The following is a 15,087-nucleotide window of genomic DNA, read 5'->3' on the forward strand; positions in this document are numbered from 1 at the left end:
TGGGCGGATCAATGGAATCGGTTCCTAGCGTCTTCGGCGTGCCAGCAAGTACGTCATCAGCCTCGACGAGACCCTTGAGGGTCGCCGTCCTCGCGGACTCCGACACCCGGTGGAAGTGGGGCGCGCTCACCGCGAAGCGCATCGCCCCCGACCGCGCGGGCGAGTCGGCGATCCGTCTCGACGGCTTCCTTCTGCGCGGCCGGGCCACCCCGACGGCCCGCCAGCTCGACGAGGTCGGCGTACGGGCGGACTCGCTGCGCGAGGTGACGGCCGTCGAGTTCCTGCGGGTCATGGGCGCCGAGGAGGCGGCCGACTCGTACGACGTGGTGGTGCTCTCCCTCGTCGGCGGCGGAGTCCAGGCCATGCTGCACGGACTGAGGAACGCCTGGGGCGTGCGCACGCGGCGGCCGGTGATCGTCACCGGCTATGTCGGCGTCGTCTACGAGAAGCTCGCCGACGGACTGCTGCTGCGCCACGGCGCCGACCTCGTCCTCGCCAACTCCCGCCAGGACGCCGACCGCTTCCGCGCCGTCTACGAGGGCGTCGGCGCCGACGCCTCCTCGGTCACCGAGGTCGCCCTGCCCTTCCTCGGCGGCAAGCCGTACGAGGTCGCGAACGACCCCTACACGGTGGTCTTCGCCGTGCAGCCCTCCGTGCCGGACAACCGCCGCGACCGGACCTACCTGCTGAACCGCGCCGTCCAGCACGCCAAACTGCACCCCGAGCGCAAGGTCCTGCTGAAGCTGCGCTCCAAGCCCGGCGAGCAGACCACCCACATCGAGGAACTGCCCTACCAGAAGCTCGCCGAGAAGATCCCCGGCGGCACCCCGGCCAACTTCGAGCTGGCCTACGGGAACATGGGCGCGGTCCTCGACACCACCGACCTGCTGGTCACCATCAGCTCCACGGCCGCCCTGGAGTCCCTGCACCGCCGTATCCCCACCGTGGTCCTCACCGACCTCGGCATCCGTGAGTCGCTCGGCAACCACCACTTCGTGGGCTCCGGCTGTCTCGCCTCCTGGGACCAGCTGGACGCCGGGCACGAGCCGCAGCCCGACCCCGAGTGGGTGGCCCGGCAGGGCGTCGTCGCCGACGGGTCGTACGCCACCGCCTTCGACGCCGCCCGCGACCGCATCGCCAAACTGCTCGCCACCGATCTGCCGCCGCTGACGCCGTACTACACGACCGTCACCGCGCCGGGCTATCTTCCCGGCATCCTCGCCCGTCACCACCTCGGCCCGGACGGCAGCCCGCTGCCCGGGGCACCCGCCGCCGACCGGCAGGCCGGGCCCGTACGGCAGATCGTGCGCCGGGCGGCGCGCGGCGCCTACCGGCACGGGGTGCAGCGGGTGGCGCCCGTCATCCGGCGGATGGGGGAGCTGTGAGCCGCCGCTCCACCACCGCCACGCAAGCACCGCAAGGAGCACCAGCCATGTCCCACCCGGAAGCGGGCCCAGCAACCTCCGCCGCGACGACGGGCCACGGGGCGCCCGTACGCCGTGTCGTCGCCGTGATCCCCGCGCGCGGCGGCTCCAAGGGCGTCCCCGCGAAGAACCTCGCGCCCGTCGGCGGGGTCCCGCTGGTGGCCCGCGCGGTCCGTGAGTGCCTGGCCGCCGACCTGGTGACCCATGTGATCGTCTCCACCGACGACCACGCCATCGCCGCCGCCGCCCGGGAGTCCGGCGCCGAGGTCGTGCTGCGCCCCGCCGCCATCGCCGGGGACACCGCCACCTCCGAGGCCGCCGTCCTGCACGCCCTGGACGCCGACGAGGCCAAGCACGGCGTCCCGGCCGACGTGGTCCTGCTCGTGCAGTGCACCAGCCCGTTCATCCTCCGCGAGGACATCGACGGCGTGGCCCGCGCCATCGTCGAACACGGCGCCGACACGGCCCTGACCGTGGCCCCGTTCCACGGGTTCATCTGGCGGGACACCGCCGACGAGGCCCCGGTCGTCGAAGCCGCCCACGCGGGAGCCGTGGACGGCGACACCACCACGGAGGCAGACACCGAGGGCGGCTACGGGGTCAACCACGACAAGTCCTTCCGCCCCCGCCGCCAGGACCGCCCGCAGGACCTGCTGGAGACCGGCGCCGCCTACGCCATGGACGCGGCAGGACTGCGCAAGCACAAGCACCGCTTCTTCGGCCGTACGGAACTCGTCCGCACCGACCCCGCCCGGGTCCTGGAGATCGACGACCCGCACGACCTCGCCCGCGCCCAGGCCCTCGCGCCGCTCTTCGACGCGAACCGCCCGGGCGCCCTCCCGACCGCCGCCGACATCGACGCGGTCGTCCTCGACTTCGACGGCACCCAGACCGATGACCGGGTGCTGATCGATGCCGACGGAAAGGAGTTCGTCACCGTGCACCGCGGCGACGGACTCGGCATCGCGGCCCTCCGCAAGAGCGGCTTCACGATGCTCATCCTCTCCTCGGAAAAGAACCCGGTCGTCGCCGCGCGGGCCCGGAAGCTGCAGATCCCGGTCCTCCACGGCATCGACCGGAAGGACCTCGCACTGAAGCAGTGGTGCGAGGAACAGGGCATCGCGCCCGAGCGCGTGCTCTACGTCGGCAACGACGTCAACGACCTCCCGTGCTTCGCCCTCGTGGGCTGGCCCGTGGCGGTCGGAAGCGCCCACGACATCGTGCGTGGCGCCGCGCGCGCGATCACCACCGTCCCCGGTGGTGAAGGCGCGATCCGAGAGATCGCCGGCTGGCTCCTCGGTCCGTCTCTCGACTCTCTCGACCCCCTCGACAGTTAAGGAAACGTCTCACCATGAGCACCAACTCCCGTCTGCGTTCGTTCGGTTCCCGCGAGGTCGGCCCGGGCAAGCCCGTCTACATCTGCGGCGAGATCGGCATCAACCACAACGGCGAGCTGGAGAACGCCTTCAAGCTGATCGACGTGGCCGCCGAGGCCGGCTGTGACGCCGTCAAGTTCCAGAAGCGCACCCCCGAGATCTGCACCCCCCGCGACCAGTGGGACATCGAGCGCGACACCCCCTGGGGCCGCATGACCTACATCGACTACCGCCACCGTGTGGAGTTCGGTGAGGACGAGTACCGCCAGATCGACGAGTACTGCAAGAGCAAGAACATCGACTGGTTCGCCTCCCCGTGGGACACCGAGGCCGTCGCCTTCCTGGAGAAGTTCGACGTCCCCGCCCACAAGGTCGCGTCCGCGTCCCTGACCGACGACGAGCTGCTCAAGGCGCTGCGCGCCACCGGCCGCGCGGTCATCCTCTCCACCGGCATGTCGACGCCGAAGCAGATCCGCCACGCGGTGGAGGTCCTCGGCTCCGACAACATCCTGATGTGCCACGCCACGTCGACGTACCCGGCGAAGGCCGAGGAGCTCAACCTCCGCGTCATCAACACCCTGCAGGCCGAGTACCCCAACGTCCCGATCGGCTACTCCGGCCACGAGACGGGCCTGCAGACCACGCTGGCGGCCGTGGCGTTGGGTGCCACCTTCGTCGAGCGCCACATCACCCTCGACCGCGCGATGTGGGGCTCCGACCAGGCCGCCTCCGTCGAGCCGCAGGGCCTCGTCCGCCTCGTCCGCGACATCCGCACCATCTCGGCCTCCCTCGGCGACGGTGTCAAGAAGGTCTACGACTCCGAGCTGGGCCCCATGAAGAAGCTGCGCCGCGTCACCGGCGTCGTCGCCGAGGCGGAGATCGCGGCGGCGGCGGGCGAGCCGGTCAACGTCTGACCGTCCGGCAGAGCCATGGGCAGTTGTGGGCCGCCGCACCGCTGGGGGCGGCTGCCCACCCACTGCCCTGGCTGCGGGCAGTCGCAGCCGTCATAGCTGCGGTCTGTCGTGCCGCTGGGACGGCGCCCACCCGGCAGTCGTCGTAGCTGCGGGCAATCATGCCGCTGGGGCGGCACCCATCCCAAAGAGAGCGGCACCCTGCAAGCGCCGGTAAGCGAAACCCACCCCCGCCCAACCACAGCACCGGGTACCCCGCCCCAGCGGCGGTGCCCGGTCTGCGGCGTTAACCCCCCCAAGATCCGTACTCACGGAAGCGACGGACACACGTCGATGATCCCCCGCGCCAGAACCGCCGGCCCCCGCACTCTCGCCTTCGTCGAGAGCCCGGTCCAGCTCCTGAACGTGCTGGAGTGGGCGCACGCCCACGCCCTCGGCACCCAGGAGGGCGCCGCGCCGCCCGGCGGCTCCGGCACGGGTACGGCCCACGCGGGGCTCACCCTCGTCGTCCTGTCGCCCAACGACCCCATGACCCGGGGCCAGTTGCGCCGTATGTCGGAGCTGGCGCGGGACGAGGGGTACGAGGTGCGCTGGGAGGAGGCACGGGGCGGTACGACGGCCCCGTTCCAGACCATCACCGGTCTGGCCCCGCTGCTGCGCCGGGCCGACCGCGTGGTGATGGGCGACCCCTTCTCCCGCTATGTCCAGCTTCTGCTCACCATCACCCGCGCCGAGGACCTCGTCGTCGTCGACGACGGCACCGCCACCATGGAGTTCGTATCCCAACTGGCCCGCGGCGAACGCCTGGTCCGCTGGCACCGCAAGGGCGGCCGCCCCGGACCCCGGGACCTGGTCTTCGCCCCGGTCTCCGCGAAGGCCCGCAAACGGCTGACCCCCACCGAGGGCAGACGCGTGGAGGTCTTCTCCTCCATGCCGATCGACGAGATCCCCGAGGGCGTCACCGTCACGGCCAACGACTTCGCCTGGACCCGCCGCTTCGGCCCGCCCCGCATCACCAAGGGCGCCGACCTGGTGGGCACCTCGCTCGTGGAGACCGGCGTGGTCGACGGCGACCGCTACCTGGAGGCGGTCCGGACCCTGGCCAAGGCCCACGGTGCCACCCGCTACTTCGCCCACCGCCGCGAGAGCAGCGAGAAACTCCACGCCCTGGCCGCGGAGACGGGCCTGGAGATCGTCCGCCCCGAACTCCCCCTGGAACTGATCGCCCGCCGGGGCCCCATCGGCAGCACGATCCTCAGCTTCCCGTCCACCGTCGTCCACACCCTCCCCCTGGCCCTGGCCGGCACAGACGTACGCGTAGCCGTCTGCGACATCGACCCCACCTGGCTCACCGACAAGGCATCCCCCCGGGCCCAGGGCTTCCTCTCCGGAGTGACGGGGACGGCGCGGGACGTACACCGGCTGTCGTCGGTTACGGCGGTGTGATGTCCATGGGGTGCCTCACAGCTCTTTCGCCTTCAGAGCTTCGATGAAGGGACCGAACGTTTCGTTCGGGATGGTGAGGGGTGCCCTGGCTGGGGCTTTGGAGTCGCGGATGGCTATGTGGGTGCGGCGTTCCGAGATTTCCACGCAGGCGTTGCCGTCGCCACCGCCGGAGTAGGTCGACTTCCGCCAGTTGTCGGGAGTGTTCACCGTGTGCCTCACAGCTCTTTGGCAAGCTTGTGGATCAGTTCACGCGACGGTTCGGGACCGAGTGACGCGGCTTCTACTCTACGGAAGAGCGTTCGAAAGACGCCGAGCTGGGCCTCGGAGTCGATGAACGTCGTACCGTGGGGGCCGTCGCGTACCACGGTGTCCAGCTTCGAGATGCTGCCGCCCGCGTAAATCATGGCGCTGCCTGTGTCGTCGAAGCGTTCCAGGGCGAAGGGGATGACACGGACGGTGATGTGTTCCGCTTCGGAAAGTTCCAGGATGCGGGCGAGCTGAGCCTGTGCGGCGGCCCGGCCGCCGACTCTGATCCGCAGAGCCGCCTCATGGATCAACGCCTCGTACGGGACCGGCGTGGCCCCTTCGATGATCAGGCGCCGTCGCATGCGATGCTGGACGCGCAACTCAAGTTCGTTCTCGGGGAGTTCCGGAATCCGGGTCGAGAAGAGCGCCCGCGCGTAGTCCTCGGTCTGCAGAAGGCCTGACACGTGGAGCAGGTCCACGTCCCATCGGAAGGTGGCGTGGTGTTCCAGCTCGGACAAGTCCAGGAACGACGTGGGCAGATGTCCCCGGTACTCCTCCCACCAGCCGCGCGTCCGATCGGTCGCCATTTCTACAAGGGTGTCGATCAACTCCGGGTCCGAGCAAGCGTAGTTGGATGCCAGTCGGCGCAGCCGTTTCTCGCTTACGCCAGTGAGGGCGGACTCGATCTGATTGATCTGGGCGGAGCTCACGCCGAGCAGGGTCGCCGCCTCACGGCCCGTGAGGCCTGCCGCGTCACGGAGTCTGCGCAGCTCGACGCCCAGGCGCATCTGGCGCGCTGTTGGTTCGCGCCTCAGTCCCGCCATGTGTCGCTCCTCGATTCAACGCGCTTGTAAGCGCGACTCGTTCGGGGGACAGATTACGCGACTTGCTTGCTTGACCTAGAAATCTAGGTCTACCGTCAGTGATGCGACGCACACTTTGCGGAACGTCGGGGTTCCTGGAAGCGCATCACTCCGTCCTGTCATGACGGCTGGGCGCTGTCACCGTCCGCCGACCGCAACCCCACACCAGCGAACCGGAGTTGACACATGCCCAAAACCGCGCTCAAGGCCGAGTCCGAGCCCTGGGAGTACTCCCTCTCCATCCCGAACGACCTGCGAGCCGTCACCGTCAGCCGCCGCACCCTCCGCCTGATCCTCACCATGCACGGTCTGATCAACCTCGTCGACGTCGCCGAACTGCTCGCCACGGAGCTGGTCTCCAACGCCGTACGCCACACGAAGGGGCCCGCTGCCCTGCGGGTGTGCTGGTCGGCGGGCGTGCTGTGGATCGGGGCGTGGGACGCCGACCCCGAACCGCCGGAGCCGCCAAAGCCGGTGGAACGGTCGACCGAGTTGGAGGACGGGCGTGGCCTCGCCCTTGTCCGTGCCTGCGCCGACCTTTGGGGGTGGCAGCCGCTATCCCGGCACGGCGACCGGGGCAAGTACGTGTGGTGTCAGTTGGCCACATAGGCCACGGCCGTTTGCGGGCCAGGACGGCTTCCGCCTGTACCCGAGATGCCCTGAGGGAGGCCAGTACAGGCCCGACTCGTAGGATGCGTGTGCCAAGTATGGGTTCGCGGAATCGAGTTGCTCGCGTGACGCCGACGAGACGGCAGAACGGGGAAGGCGCGGCATGGGGGATACCGGCATACCAAGTGGTCAGGACACAAGGCGCCGCCTGCGTGTCTCCAGCGACAAGCTCACCAAGCTCGCCGATGACCTCGACGACATGCAGGACCACCTGGACAAGCAGATCAAGCGCATGGACGGGATCGTCGACCGCATCGAGGCGGGCTGGCGCGGCCCGGCGGCGACCGCGTACCGCGCGTTCCACCGTGCTGCGGCCGAGGACGCCGTACGCATCCGCGAAGTGATGCGTCACTTGGAACAAGCGGTACGGCTGAGCCGCGACGGCTTCGACCAGCAGGAACTCGATGTGCTCCAGCGGATTCAGCGTATCCAGGTGGACATCGACAGCGAGGTCGACAAGCTGTCCACGCCGAACACGGACGGGGCGGCAGTCGCTCCACCGACCCAGCCGCGCAGCAGCCTCGATTCGTTCTGACACCTGCTGTCCACAAACTCATACCACGGGGAAATCATGCCGACTGGTTCCGCTGACGACGATCACATAGCCGTCTCCTTCTCCACCCTCCGTGACCTTGCCGGCGACCTGGAGGACATTCTCAAGAAACTCAACGGCAAGCTGGACGACCTCTACGACCGCGTTGTCCCGGTCGTGACGTCCTGGGAGGGCGAGACCCGCGAGGTCTTCATCGACAAGCTGGACGAGTGGGACCGCTCGGCACAGGACCTCCAGGCTGCCCAGAAGTGGCTGCACGAGTACGTGACCACCGGCCACACCAACTATGCGGCGGCGCACCAGGCGGTGCTGCGGGGGTGGGGAGCCGGCTGATGGTGGACCGACCCAGCGACACCGAACGCGCGAAGGAACGCGACCGGTTGAGACCAGCGGCGCCCGACGCCGGTGGTGGGTTCGACGTGCAGCCTCCCCATCTGTACTACACGTCGGCGGTGGTCCGAGACGGCCAGTTCGACTATGACAAAGCGGCCGGGGGTCTGGTCAGCACCCTCAACCAATACAGTCAGTCGGCCGGCACGGGATGGGGACCGGATTCCTTCGCCAGCGCCTATGGGCAGATCGCCGAGAAGTTCCTCAAGGCGTGGGCGGCCAGCGTGGAGAGCGTCGGTGGCGTCGCGGTCGGCCTGACAACGACGGCGAACAACTATCAGGCGGCGGACTGGGCCGCACGTCGAATGCAAGGGCCGTTCCCCCGACGTAATCCTCCTGTGGTCATAGAGAAAGCTCCCGCGTACGGCAAGATCAACGACATCAAGTGGACCGGGACGGGCGAGGACGCCGACTCATGGGCGATCTCGGGAGCACTCGGCGAGATCCCGGACTTTCTCGCGGACGTGATCCGGCCGGCCATCGAGCATGGACTCAACCTCGGGAAGACCCATGAGATCACCCCGGGCGCCCGCGAGGACGACCTGAAGGGCATGGCCACTGCGTGGAGAGCGGCGGCGAGTGCGTCTCTGAAAGCCGGGGACGGGTTCACCTCAGCCATCGGCTACATCACGGACCCGAACGGGAACAACGAGTGGCAGAGCGCGATGAAGTCGTTCTGCCAGTCGATCTGGGGCACCACGGCTTGGGGACGCAGCCGTGACGCACAGGGCGATATCGTCCCTCCGCATCAGGGCGGCCGGAGTTGGAAGACCTCGGGGAACGTGGCGCCCGACCAGCGTCGGCCGATCCTCGAGGTGCTGCACAAAACAGCCGACACCGTTCAGAAGACCTGTGACGACCTTGCCCAGGTCGCGCACACCTGCCGAGAGACCACCACAAATCTGGCCAAGGACGCGGCCAGGGCGATGATGAAGGACCTGACGACCGACATCGATGTGACGGAACTGCTCGGACTTGCCAGCACCGCCATGTTCGGCACTCTGGTGATGACCTTCCGCAAACATATGGACCGGGAAGCTGCGGACAGGGCTGTCGAACTCTACCAACAGAAGTTCAACGATGGTGCCACTACACTCCGCAGCCTGGAGTGGGAGTTGGACGAGGCTATCAGGAGCGCGCCCAAGTTCGTTGCCGAAGAGGCCAGGGCCGAGGCATTCGGTGGCCGAGCGCTGAACGAGTTCAAGAAGGAACACAGGCTTCTGAACGGGGAGAACCCGATCCCGTTTAAATACACGATCGACTTGGCGATGGCTGAGGACCTCGGTGGCGGTCACACCATTGACAAACATGTGGGCAAAACCGATGACCAACTGCTGCAGCGTCTGCGTGATCAAGCCAACAGCTCTGGCGTGCCTACGATCCCGGCCGCTTCCAGCTTCCCCGACCTGGCCTCGGCACAGAAGTACACCCAGTTCTGCATCCGGCAGAAGAGCGCCGACATCGACGCCTGGCTGAACACAGGTCCACCACCCACACCGTCGTCGCCCATCTTCGAGGTCAGTTCGGTCAACCCGGACCCGAACAATCGGTTGGCTCCCCGTGAAGTGACCGGTCGTACCTCGGTAGTGGTCAATGGTCAGCCGACCGCAGTGACCGATGCATACGGAGTTCAGACCCGCCTCAGGTACGACGCCAGCCTGGATCCGCCTTTCGTCGTGGTCACGTCCATGCCGAAGTGACGGATGCGGAAATATGCTGGATTCCCAATGATTCCCCACGAGACCAACCGAGTCACCCATTTGGAAGAGCTGATGCCGGTGCCAGACGCCGAAGCCTGGGCGGACGCCCTGACCATGTACCAGCGGCGATATTCGATCGTCGTCGTGGGACCCCGTCACAACGAGGACTGGACGCGGGACGCTGCCGCTCTCCTGCGCAGGGAGGCGGCAGATCCACGCTCATGGAAGTCGTTGGAATTCTACGAAGAGGGCGACGAGGAGTGGAGGCCTGACCGTCTCGCGCCGTTCGTGCCGCCGGAAGCTGATTGGCGGCCCACCGTGCGTGAGATTTCCCGCTCCTCAGCGGAGAAACTCCTGGTTGCCATTTCGGTCAATTGGTTGGATGTCACCAAGGAAGTTGATTTCGCAGATCGACGCTCCGGGCTCGAAGAAAAGGCGCGGGTACTTCTGGCTCGATTCTCGTCACCCGCTCAGTTCTTCACGAACGGGTGGTACGGAGCAAGTGACCCACCGGATTTCTACCAATCGATCACTGGCTGTGACCCCGTCAGTGAACACGACTGGGACGTGGGCCTTATCGCAGTGTCCGAGAACGAAGTCGGTCTTTTCTGGTCCTTTGACGCAACCTGACGGGACTTTGATGAACAACCTAGATGCCATGGAATCCGGGCCTGCCGTCGTACGCACGCGTTCCGCCACCTACCCCCACCGCGAGGCCGCCCAATGGGCCACCCAGCAGGCAGCCACCGTCAATGAGCAGCTCATCCACCGCTGGCTGGCCCGGTCCACGCGCGCCCGGCTGACTGTCGAGGCGTCCTGGCCCTCGCGGGAGGAGCCGGTGGGGCGGGTGTTGTTGCAGGCGATGATGCAGGGCGATTCAGGAGTAATCATCAGTTCCGATTGGTATCCCGCGTCGATGACGTGGCAGGACATCGATCCGACCACTCATCCGTTCACCCCGGACGGGGCACTCGATGTGGTGCGCGCCGTGGTGTCCTCACCTGATCCGGAGTCGGGGCGACCCCGAGGACTGTGGTCGACGAATTCGATCGCGCGTGGCCTTGCCGAGCACTACGGCCCGTGGGCGTTCGGCTGGTGCTCGGCGACGGATGCGTATCCGAACTCCGGTGCCGTCATCAGAGACCTTCCGGCCGATGGGCATGGAGCCGCGGACCTGGAGCAGCAGGCGCGGCGGTACACCAGCGCCCTGCTGCAGTGGCGCGCGTGGCTGGAGGAACTCGCCGCTGTCTTCGGACGGTTCGCTCCGGAGCCGGGCGCCGACGAAGAGGAACTGCGCCGACTGCGCGAGCGTGCTCTGGCGCCTCTCGTGACGCTGGTCGTCGAGAAGACCGGGGCCGGTGAGACATGGCGCGGTGCATGCGCGCAAGCGCTGATGTGGTACCTGGAGTCGACCGGTATGTCGTCAAATGACGCGGAGGACCTGGCGGTCGAGGTGGTGGACTCGACATTCGACAGCTGGATCGCCCCCGACGAGGAAGCGGTCGCCCGTGCCCGGCGGACAGTCGGGGAGCACGGTGCGTGACGATCTCCAGACCTGGCTCGGGGTGCGTGCGCGGATCGTGTGGGAGCAGGCGTCCGAGGACCTGACTGGTCCTGTCCGGGGCAGATGTGACGCCATCGAAGTAGCCGCGAGTGCTCGTGGCGGCTCAGGTGGGACGGTGCGTGGAGATCGGCTGCGCGCGGCCTGGCGCTCGGCCCGGGAGGATGCCGCGGCCCAACGACTGCTGGGCTTCGATCTCATGGCCGGGTGGCAGCAGCAGGTGCTCGGGCGCCCGGAGATCGCGTTCCGAAGTCTCCCCGCCTTCGCCAAAGGGGGACGTGAGCGGTATGGCCTGCATGCCGGAACCTCCGAGGAGTTCGACCGGTGCCTGGCCCAGGCCACCGCCGTCGGTACGCGAGTCCCTCTGCCGGCCCGAGCAGCCCGCGCTTATCTGGACGTGTGTTTCTTCCACCCTTTCGACGACGGGAACGGGCGCGCCGCGCTGCTCGCGATGGCGTTCGTGCTGGCGCGCGAGGACGTCTTCCTGGACGAGGTCGGACCCGTGCAGGTACGGAGGTACGCGGATGATCCGGTGGGCGCCCGTTCACTGGCCCGCCTGATCCACGTCCTGGCCACGGCGGCGGCACACCGTGGTCGGGGAGTACCACCGCGCGGACTTCCGGCATCGGATCGCATCGGCCGTGTTCAGCATTCCTTCATCAGATCCCCCGCGAGGTGGTAGTCGTGCCCGAGACACCCCCTGTACGTACCAGGACCTCCACCTACCCCGACCGGGAAACCGCCCAATGGGCCACCCAGCAGGTCGTCACAGCCAACGAACAGCTCATCCACCGGTGGCTGGCCCAGTCCACGCGCCCCAGGCTGACTGTCGAGGCGTCCTGGCCCTCGCGGGAGGAGCCGGTGGGCAGGGTGTTGTTGCAGGCGATGATGCTGGCCGGGAGGGAGCCGGTGGATGTGCGGGCGGCGCGGGTGATTCTCAGACGGGACGCGGGGAGCCCGCACGGCTTCGTCGTCCACGCCACGTTCCCCGTCTATCTGTGAGCCTGACCTCCCCGTCTACCTGTAAGCCGGCCTCCCCCGGCCCCTGCGAGCCGTTCCCCGCCCACCCGTAAGCCGACCCCTCGCCCACGACCTACCGGTAAGGCCCACCCCGTGCCCCTGAGCCCCCTCGAACACGACCGCCGTTACGGCGAGCTCGATCAGGTGATCCGTGCCTACGCCGGGCAGTCGGCCGACGACACCCCGGACGAACCCAGCCAGGCCCTGACCGCCTATCTGCGGCACACCTGGCACACCCGACCGTGGGCGCTCGCCGTCGCCGAGCGGCAGTTGCGCGAGTACGCCGACAGGCCGCCGGGGAGGTTGCGGCTGCGGCTGGGCGAGTTCTACGCCATCCCGGATGTCGGGCTGCCCGAGGCGGACATCCAGCTGTGGCTGTACTGCCTCGCCGAGCACATCAGGCGGAGCGTGGAGGAGGGTGTCGTACCGCCTCCGGCCAGCCCCGTCACCCACTGGGAGTGGCATGCCCGCTTCCCCGAGACGGCCCAGTTCCTCGGCGGCTGGTTCTCGCAGGACATGCCGGACGAGTTCGACGACCACGAAGCGGCCGTGGCGGACTATCGCGGCGCTACTGATCCGCACCTCGTCGCCCGTCTCGCCGGCGAGCTCCATGAGCTGCTCGCCCTCGATCTCGACGAGGCCGACTACGCGCTCGCCGTCGCCGAACTCGGCATGGAGGTCGACCCGCCGGCTCCGTACTCGCCGAGCGGCTGGCTCGCCCTCGTCGCCGACCGGCTCGCGAGCCCGCGCCCGCCCCTTGCCGACCACGGGCCGCCGAGCCCTGGGGACGGCGGCGTCGGCGGGTGACCTTCGTCACCGGTGGGTGATCCGGGGCAGGTGAATCCCGGGCGGCCGGATCTGACGTCCCGCGCCACCGTGATCCGGTCGCTCTCCGGTCGCGCCGGCCGATCCACCCCCGCCCGCCCCCGCCCCACTGGGGCCTCGCAGTCGAGGCAGGTCAGGGGCGGGGTCGCCACGCCCGGCCACCGGGGTCCGGCCATCGACCAGGGGCTTCGCCCGTGCCGCGAGCGAGCCCTGCCGAGGTCCGTTCACCCGTCCGGCGGTCGCCGCCCCCACCGGCTCAACACTGCCCGACGGTGTCATGTCGAACACAAGCCGTAGCCGAAGAGTGCCCCGACGGTGACGGTTCCGGGGCGGCCGGATGGCGTGGACGTGGTATCCGTGGAGTGTGGGAATCGTCCGGGACACCCTGGACGTTTAGACGATGGGATTCGCGGGCAACCCCGGCGTTCCCTGAGGGGCCGCCCCGGTCATCGCGACAGCGCCGGCGATCGCGTCCCGTCCCTGCGGTGCACCCGCCCCCGAAAGGTGGTCGGGTATACCCATCCCTGCCAATACGTATGCGTTGTGCGGCCGGAAAACTTCCCCGGACGGGCTGATTTTTTGTTGATCGAGGGATCGTCGGCCGCCCGATCGCCCTACCCTTCAGAGGGTGAACCAACTGATGTCCCGAGAGTCCGAGGCCGATCTGCCCGGGGAAGCCGAAGCCGCCCTCCCCGGCACCCTGCCCGAAGCCCTGCGTGCCGAACTCGTCGCGTTCCGCCGCGACTTGCACATGCACCCGGAGCTCGGCAACCAGGAGTTCCGTACGACCGCCGCGATCAAGGCCCGCCTGGAGAAGGCGGGGCTACGGCCGCGAGTACTCGACACCGGAACCGGGCTCATCTGTGACATCGGCGACTTCGACGGCGACGGCGCCGACCGACCGGTTCTCGCCATCCGCGCCGACATCGACGCGCTCCCCATCCCGGACACCAAGGTGGACTGCGACTACCGCTCCACCGTCCCGGACCGCGCCCACGCCTGCGGCCACGACGTGCACACCACCGTCATCCTCGGCACCGGCCTCGTCCTCGCCGCACTGCACGAGCGGGGAGAGCTGCCCAGGCCCGTACGGCTGATCTTCCAGCCCGCCGAGGAGGTCCTGCCCGGCGGCGCCGCCGATGTGATCAAGACCGGCGCGCTCAAGGGCGTCGGGCGGATCATCGCCGTGCACTGCGACCCGCGCGTCGACGCCGGACGGATCGGGCTGCGCCACGGGCCCATCACCTCCGCCTGCGACCGGCTGGAGATCTCCCTCGACGGCCCCGGCGGCCACACCGCGCGCCCCCACCTGACCACCGACCTGGTCACGGCCGCCGCCCGCGTCGTCACCGACGTGCCCGCGGTCGTCGCCCGCCGGGTCGACGCCCGCAGCGGACTCTCCGTGACCTGGGGCCGGGTCGAGTCGGGCCACGCGCCCAATGTCATCCCGCAGCACGCCGAGCTCTCCGGCACCGTGCGCTGCCTCGACATCAACGCCTGGCGGCAGGCGCCCGACCTCGTCCACGAGGCCGTCGCCGAGATCGCGACCCTGCACCGCGCCAAGTCCGAGATCAACTACATTCGCGGAGTCCCCCCGGTCGTCAACGACCCCGTCGTCACCGAACTGCTGCACGACGCCATGGCCGCCCGTCGCGGCGTCAGGTCCATCGAGGACACCGAGCAGAGCCTCGGCGGCGAGGACTTCTCCTGGTACCTGGAGCACGTCCCCGGCGCCATGGCCCGCCTCGGCGTACGCCGCCCCGGCGATCTCACCGTCCGCGACCTCCACCAGGGCGACTTCGACGCCGACGAGCACGCCATCACGGTCGGCGTCGAACTGTTCACCGCCGCCGCCCTCCTCGACGCCCGGATGCAGCTCCTCGACGCGGCGGTCACCAGCACCCCGTAAGCACCCCGCTACGCACGGGCGGGCGGGCCGGTAAGCGGCTCGGTACCCGATCGTCGCCCCATCGAGACCCCTTCCGGTTGCGGGCCCCTCGCCCTCGCGGCAGCCTGGTGCGCGTGTCGTACGCCCCTCGTACGGCGCGCGCACCAGACGCAGAAGTCACCCCGAGTACTCGGAACGCGAGGGGCGGCGCCCTC

General features: G+C 68.8%; 15 protein-coding genes and 1 pseudogene. 14 read left to right on the forward strand and 2 right to left on the reverse strand.

What is annotated here, in order from left to right:
* Window positions 1-11: 11 nt before the first annotated feature.
* The 4 genes from ACWD4G_RS25965 (at window position 12) to ACWD4G_RS25980 (ending at window position 5,157) form a co-directional block, all read left to right on the forward strand.
* Window positions 12-1,385: a DUF6716 putative glycosyltransferase gene (locus ACWD4G_RS25965; RefSeq protein WP_451297318.1), complete on the forward strand. Its 1,374-nt coding sequence runs from the start codon at window positions 12-14 to the stop codon at window positions 1,383-1,385.
* Window positions 1,386-1,432: 47 nt separating this feature from the next.
* The gene (locus ACWD4G_RS25970; protein ID WP_451297320.1) at window positions 1,433-2,761 is read left to right on the forward strand and encodes a cytidylyltransferase domain-containing protein; all 1,329 of its coding nucleotides are present in this window, start codon (window positions 1,433-1,435) and stop codon (window positions 2,759-2,761) included.
* A 14-nt stretch (window positions 2,762-2,775) separates the two neighbouring features.
* Window positions 2,776-3,714: an N-acetylneuraminate synthase family protein gene (locus ACWD4G_RS25975; protein ID WP_451297322.1), complete on the forward strand. Its 939-nt coding sequence runs from the start codon at window positions 2,776-2,778 to the stop codon at window positions 3,712-3,714.
* Window positions 3,715-4,044: 330 nt separating this feature from the next.
* Window positions 4,045-5,157, forward strand: a complete 1,113-nt coding sequence (locus ACWD4G_RS25980) for a hypothetical protein (RefSeq protein ID WP_451297324.1) — start codon at window positions 4,045-4,047, stop codon at window positions 5,155-5,157.
* 15 nt (window positions 5,158-5,172) lie between these two features.
* Here ACWD4G_RS25980 and ACWD4G_RS25985 read toward each other — a convergent pair whose 3' ends face one another.
* A complete protein-coding gene (locus ACWD4G_RS25985) occupies window positions 5,173-5,364 on the reverse strand; it encodes a DUF397 domain-containing protein (RefSeq protein WP_451297326.1) in 192 nt (63 codons plus the stop codon).
* A gap of 8 nt (window positions 5,365-5,372) precedes the next feature.
* Window positions 5,373-6,227 carry a helix-turn-helix domain-containing protein gene (locus ACWD4G_RS25990; RefSeq protein ID WP_451297328.1) on the reverse strand — a complete coding sequence of 285 codons (855 nt, stop codon included), beginning with the start codon at window positions 6,225-6,227 and terminating at the stop codon, window positions 5,373-5,375.
* A gap of 225 nt (window positions 6,228-6,452) precedes the next feature.
* Here ACWD4G_RS25990 and ACWD4G_RS25995 point away from each other — a divergent pair, with 225 nt between their 5' ends.
* From ACWD4G_RS25995 to ACWD4G_RS26040, 10 genes and pseudogenes are all read left to right on the forward strand, one after another.
* The gene (locus tag ACWD4G_RS25995; protein ID WP_451297330.1) at window positions 6,453-6,875 is read left to right on the forward strand and encodes an ATP-binding protein; all 423 of its coding nucleotides are present in this window, start codon (window positions 6,453-6,455) and stop codon (window positions 6,873-6,875) included.
* A 163-nt stretch (window positions 6,876-7,038) separates the two neighbouring features.
* A complete protein-coding gene (locus ACWD4G_RS26000; RefSeq protein WP_451297332.1) occupies window positions 7,039-7,470 on the forward strand; it encodes a WXG100 family type VII secretion target in 432 nt (143 codons plus the stop codon).
* Between the two features lie 36 nt (window positions 7,471-7,506).
* On the forward strand, window positions 7,507-7,821 hold the full coding sequence (locus ACWD4G_RS26005; RefSeq protein ID WP_451297334.1) for a WXG100 family type VII secretion target: 315 nt from the start codon (window positions 7,507-7,509) through the stop codon (window positions 7,819-7,821).
* Window positions 7,821-9,578, forward strand: coding sequence for an RNase A-like domain-containing protein (locus ACWD4G_RS26010; protein WP_451297336.1), 1,758 nt, complete (start codon window positions 7,821-7,823; stop codon window positions 9,576-9,578). The genes ACWD4G_RS26005 and ACWD4G_RS26010 overlap by 1 nt, the downstream gene beginning before the upstream one ends.
* Window positions 9,579-9,605: 27 nt before the next feature.
* Window positions 9,606-10,208 (forward strand): hypothetical protein, encoded by a 603-nt coding sequence (locus ACWD4G_RS26015; RefSeq protein WP_451297338.1) that lies wholly within the window; start codon window positions 9,606-9,608, stop codon window positions 10,206-10,208.
* Between the two features lie 28 nt (window positions 10,209-10,236).
* Window positions 10,237-10,446: pseudogene (locus ACWD4G_RS26020) on the forward strand (RNase A-like domain-containing protein); the annotation flags it as partial.
* Between the two features lie 811 nt (window positions 10,447-11,257).
* The gene (locus ACWD4G_RS26025; RefSeq protein ID WP_451297340.1) at window positions 11,258-11,821 is read left to right on the forward strand and encodes a Fic family protein; all 564 of its coding nucleotides are present in this window, start codon (window positions 11,258-11,260) and stop codon (window positions 11,819-11,821) included.
* Between the two features lie 2 nt (window positions 11,822-11,823).
* Entirely contained in the window at window positions 11,824-12,141 is a 318-nt protein-coding gene (locus tag ACWD4G_RS26030) for an RNase A-like domain-containing protein (RefSeq protein WP_451297342.1), read from the forward strand.
* A 111-nt stretch (window positions 12,142-12,252) separates the two neighbouring features.
* Entirely contained in the window at window positions 12,253-12,966 is a 714-nt protein-coding gene (locus ACWD4G_RS26035) for a contact-dependent growth inhibition system immunity protein (RefSeq protein WP_451297344.1), read from the forward strand.
* A gap of 658 nt (window positions 12,967-13,624) precedes the next feature.
* Window positions 13,625-14,893, forward strand: coding sequence for an amidohydrolase (locus ACWD4G_RS26040; RefSeq protein WP_451297346.1), 1,269 nt, complete (start codon window positions 13,625-13,627; stop codon window positions 14,891-14,893).
* The last annotated feature ends 194 nt before the right edge of the window (window positions 14,894-15,087 follow it).

This window comes from Streptomyces sp. NPDC002643, assembly GCF_053592555.1.

Excerpts from the sequence above, each read along its gene's own strand:
- ACWD4G_RS26040 (WP_451297346.1), top strand. The coding sequence starts at position 13,625 with ATGTCCCGAGAGTCCGAGGCCGATCTGCCCGGGGAAGCCGAAGCCGCC.
- ACWD4G_RS25970 (WP_451297320.1), top strand. The coding sequence starts at position 1,433 with ATGTCCCACCCGGAAGCGGGCCCAGCAACCTCCGCCGCGACGACGGGC.
- ACWD4G_RS26005 (WP_451297334.1), top strand. The coding sequence starts at position 7,507 with ATGCCGACTGGTTCCGCTGACGACGATCACATAGCCGTCTCCTTCTCC.
- ACWD4G_RS25995 (WP_451297330.1), top strand. The coding sequence starts at position 6,453 with ATGCCCAAAACCGCGCTCAAGGCCGAGTCCGAGCCCTGGGAGTACTCC.
- ACWD4G_RS26000 (WP_451297332.1), top strand. The coding sequence starts at position 7,039 with ATGGGGGATACCGGCATACCAAGTGGTCAGGACACAAGGCGCCGCCTG.
- ACWD4G_RS25965 (WP_451297318.1), top strand. The coding sequence starts at position 12 with ATGGAATCGGTTCCTAGCGTCTTCGGCGTGCCAGCAAGTACGTCATCA.
- ACWD4G_RS25980 (WP_451297324.1), top strand. The coding sequence starts at position 4,045 with ATGATCCCCCGCGCCAGAACCGCCGGCCCCCGCACTCTCGCCTTCGTC.
- ACWD4G_RS26010 (WP_451297336.1), top strand. The coding sequence starts at position 7,821 with ATGGTGGACCGACCCAGCGACACCGAACGCGCGAAGGAACGCGACCGG.
- ACWD4G_RS25990 (WP_451297328.1), bottom strand. The coding sequence starts at position 6,227 with ATGGCGGGACTGAGGCGCGAACCAACAGCGCGCCAGATGCGCCTGGGC.
- ACWD4G_RS25975 (WP_451297322.1), top strand. The coding sequence starts at position 2,776 with ATGAGCACCAACTCCCGTCTGCGTTCGTTCGGTTCCCGCGAGGTCGGC.
- ACWD4G_RS26015 (WP_451297338.1), top strand. The coding sequence starts at position 9,606 with ATGATTCCCCACGAGACCAACCGAGTCACCCATTTGGAAGAGCTGATG.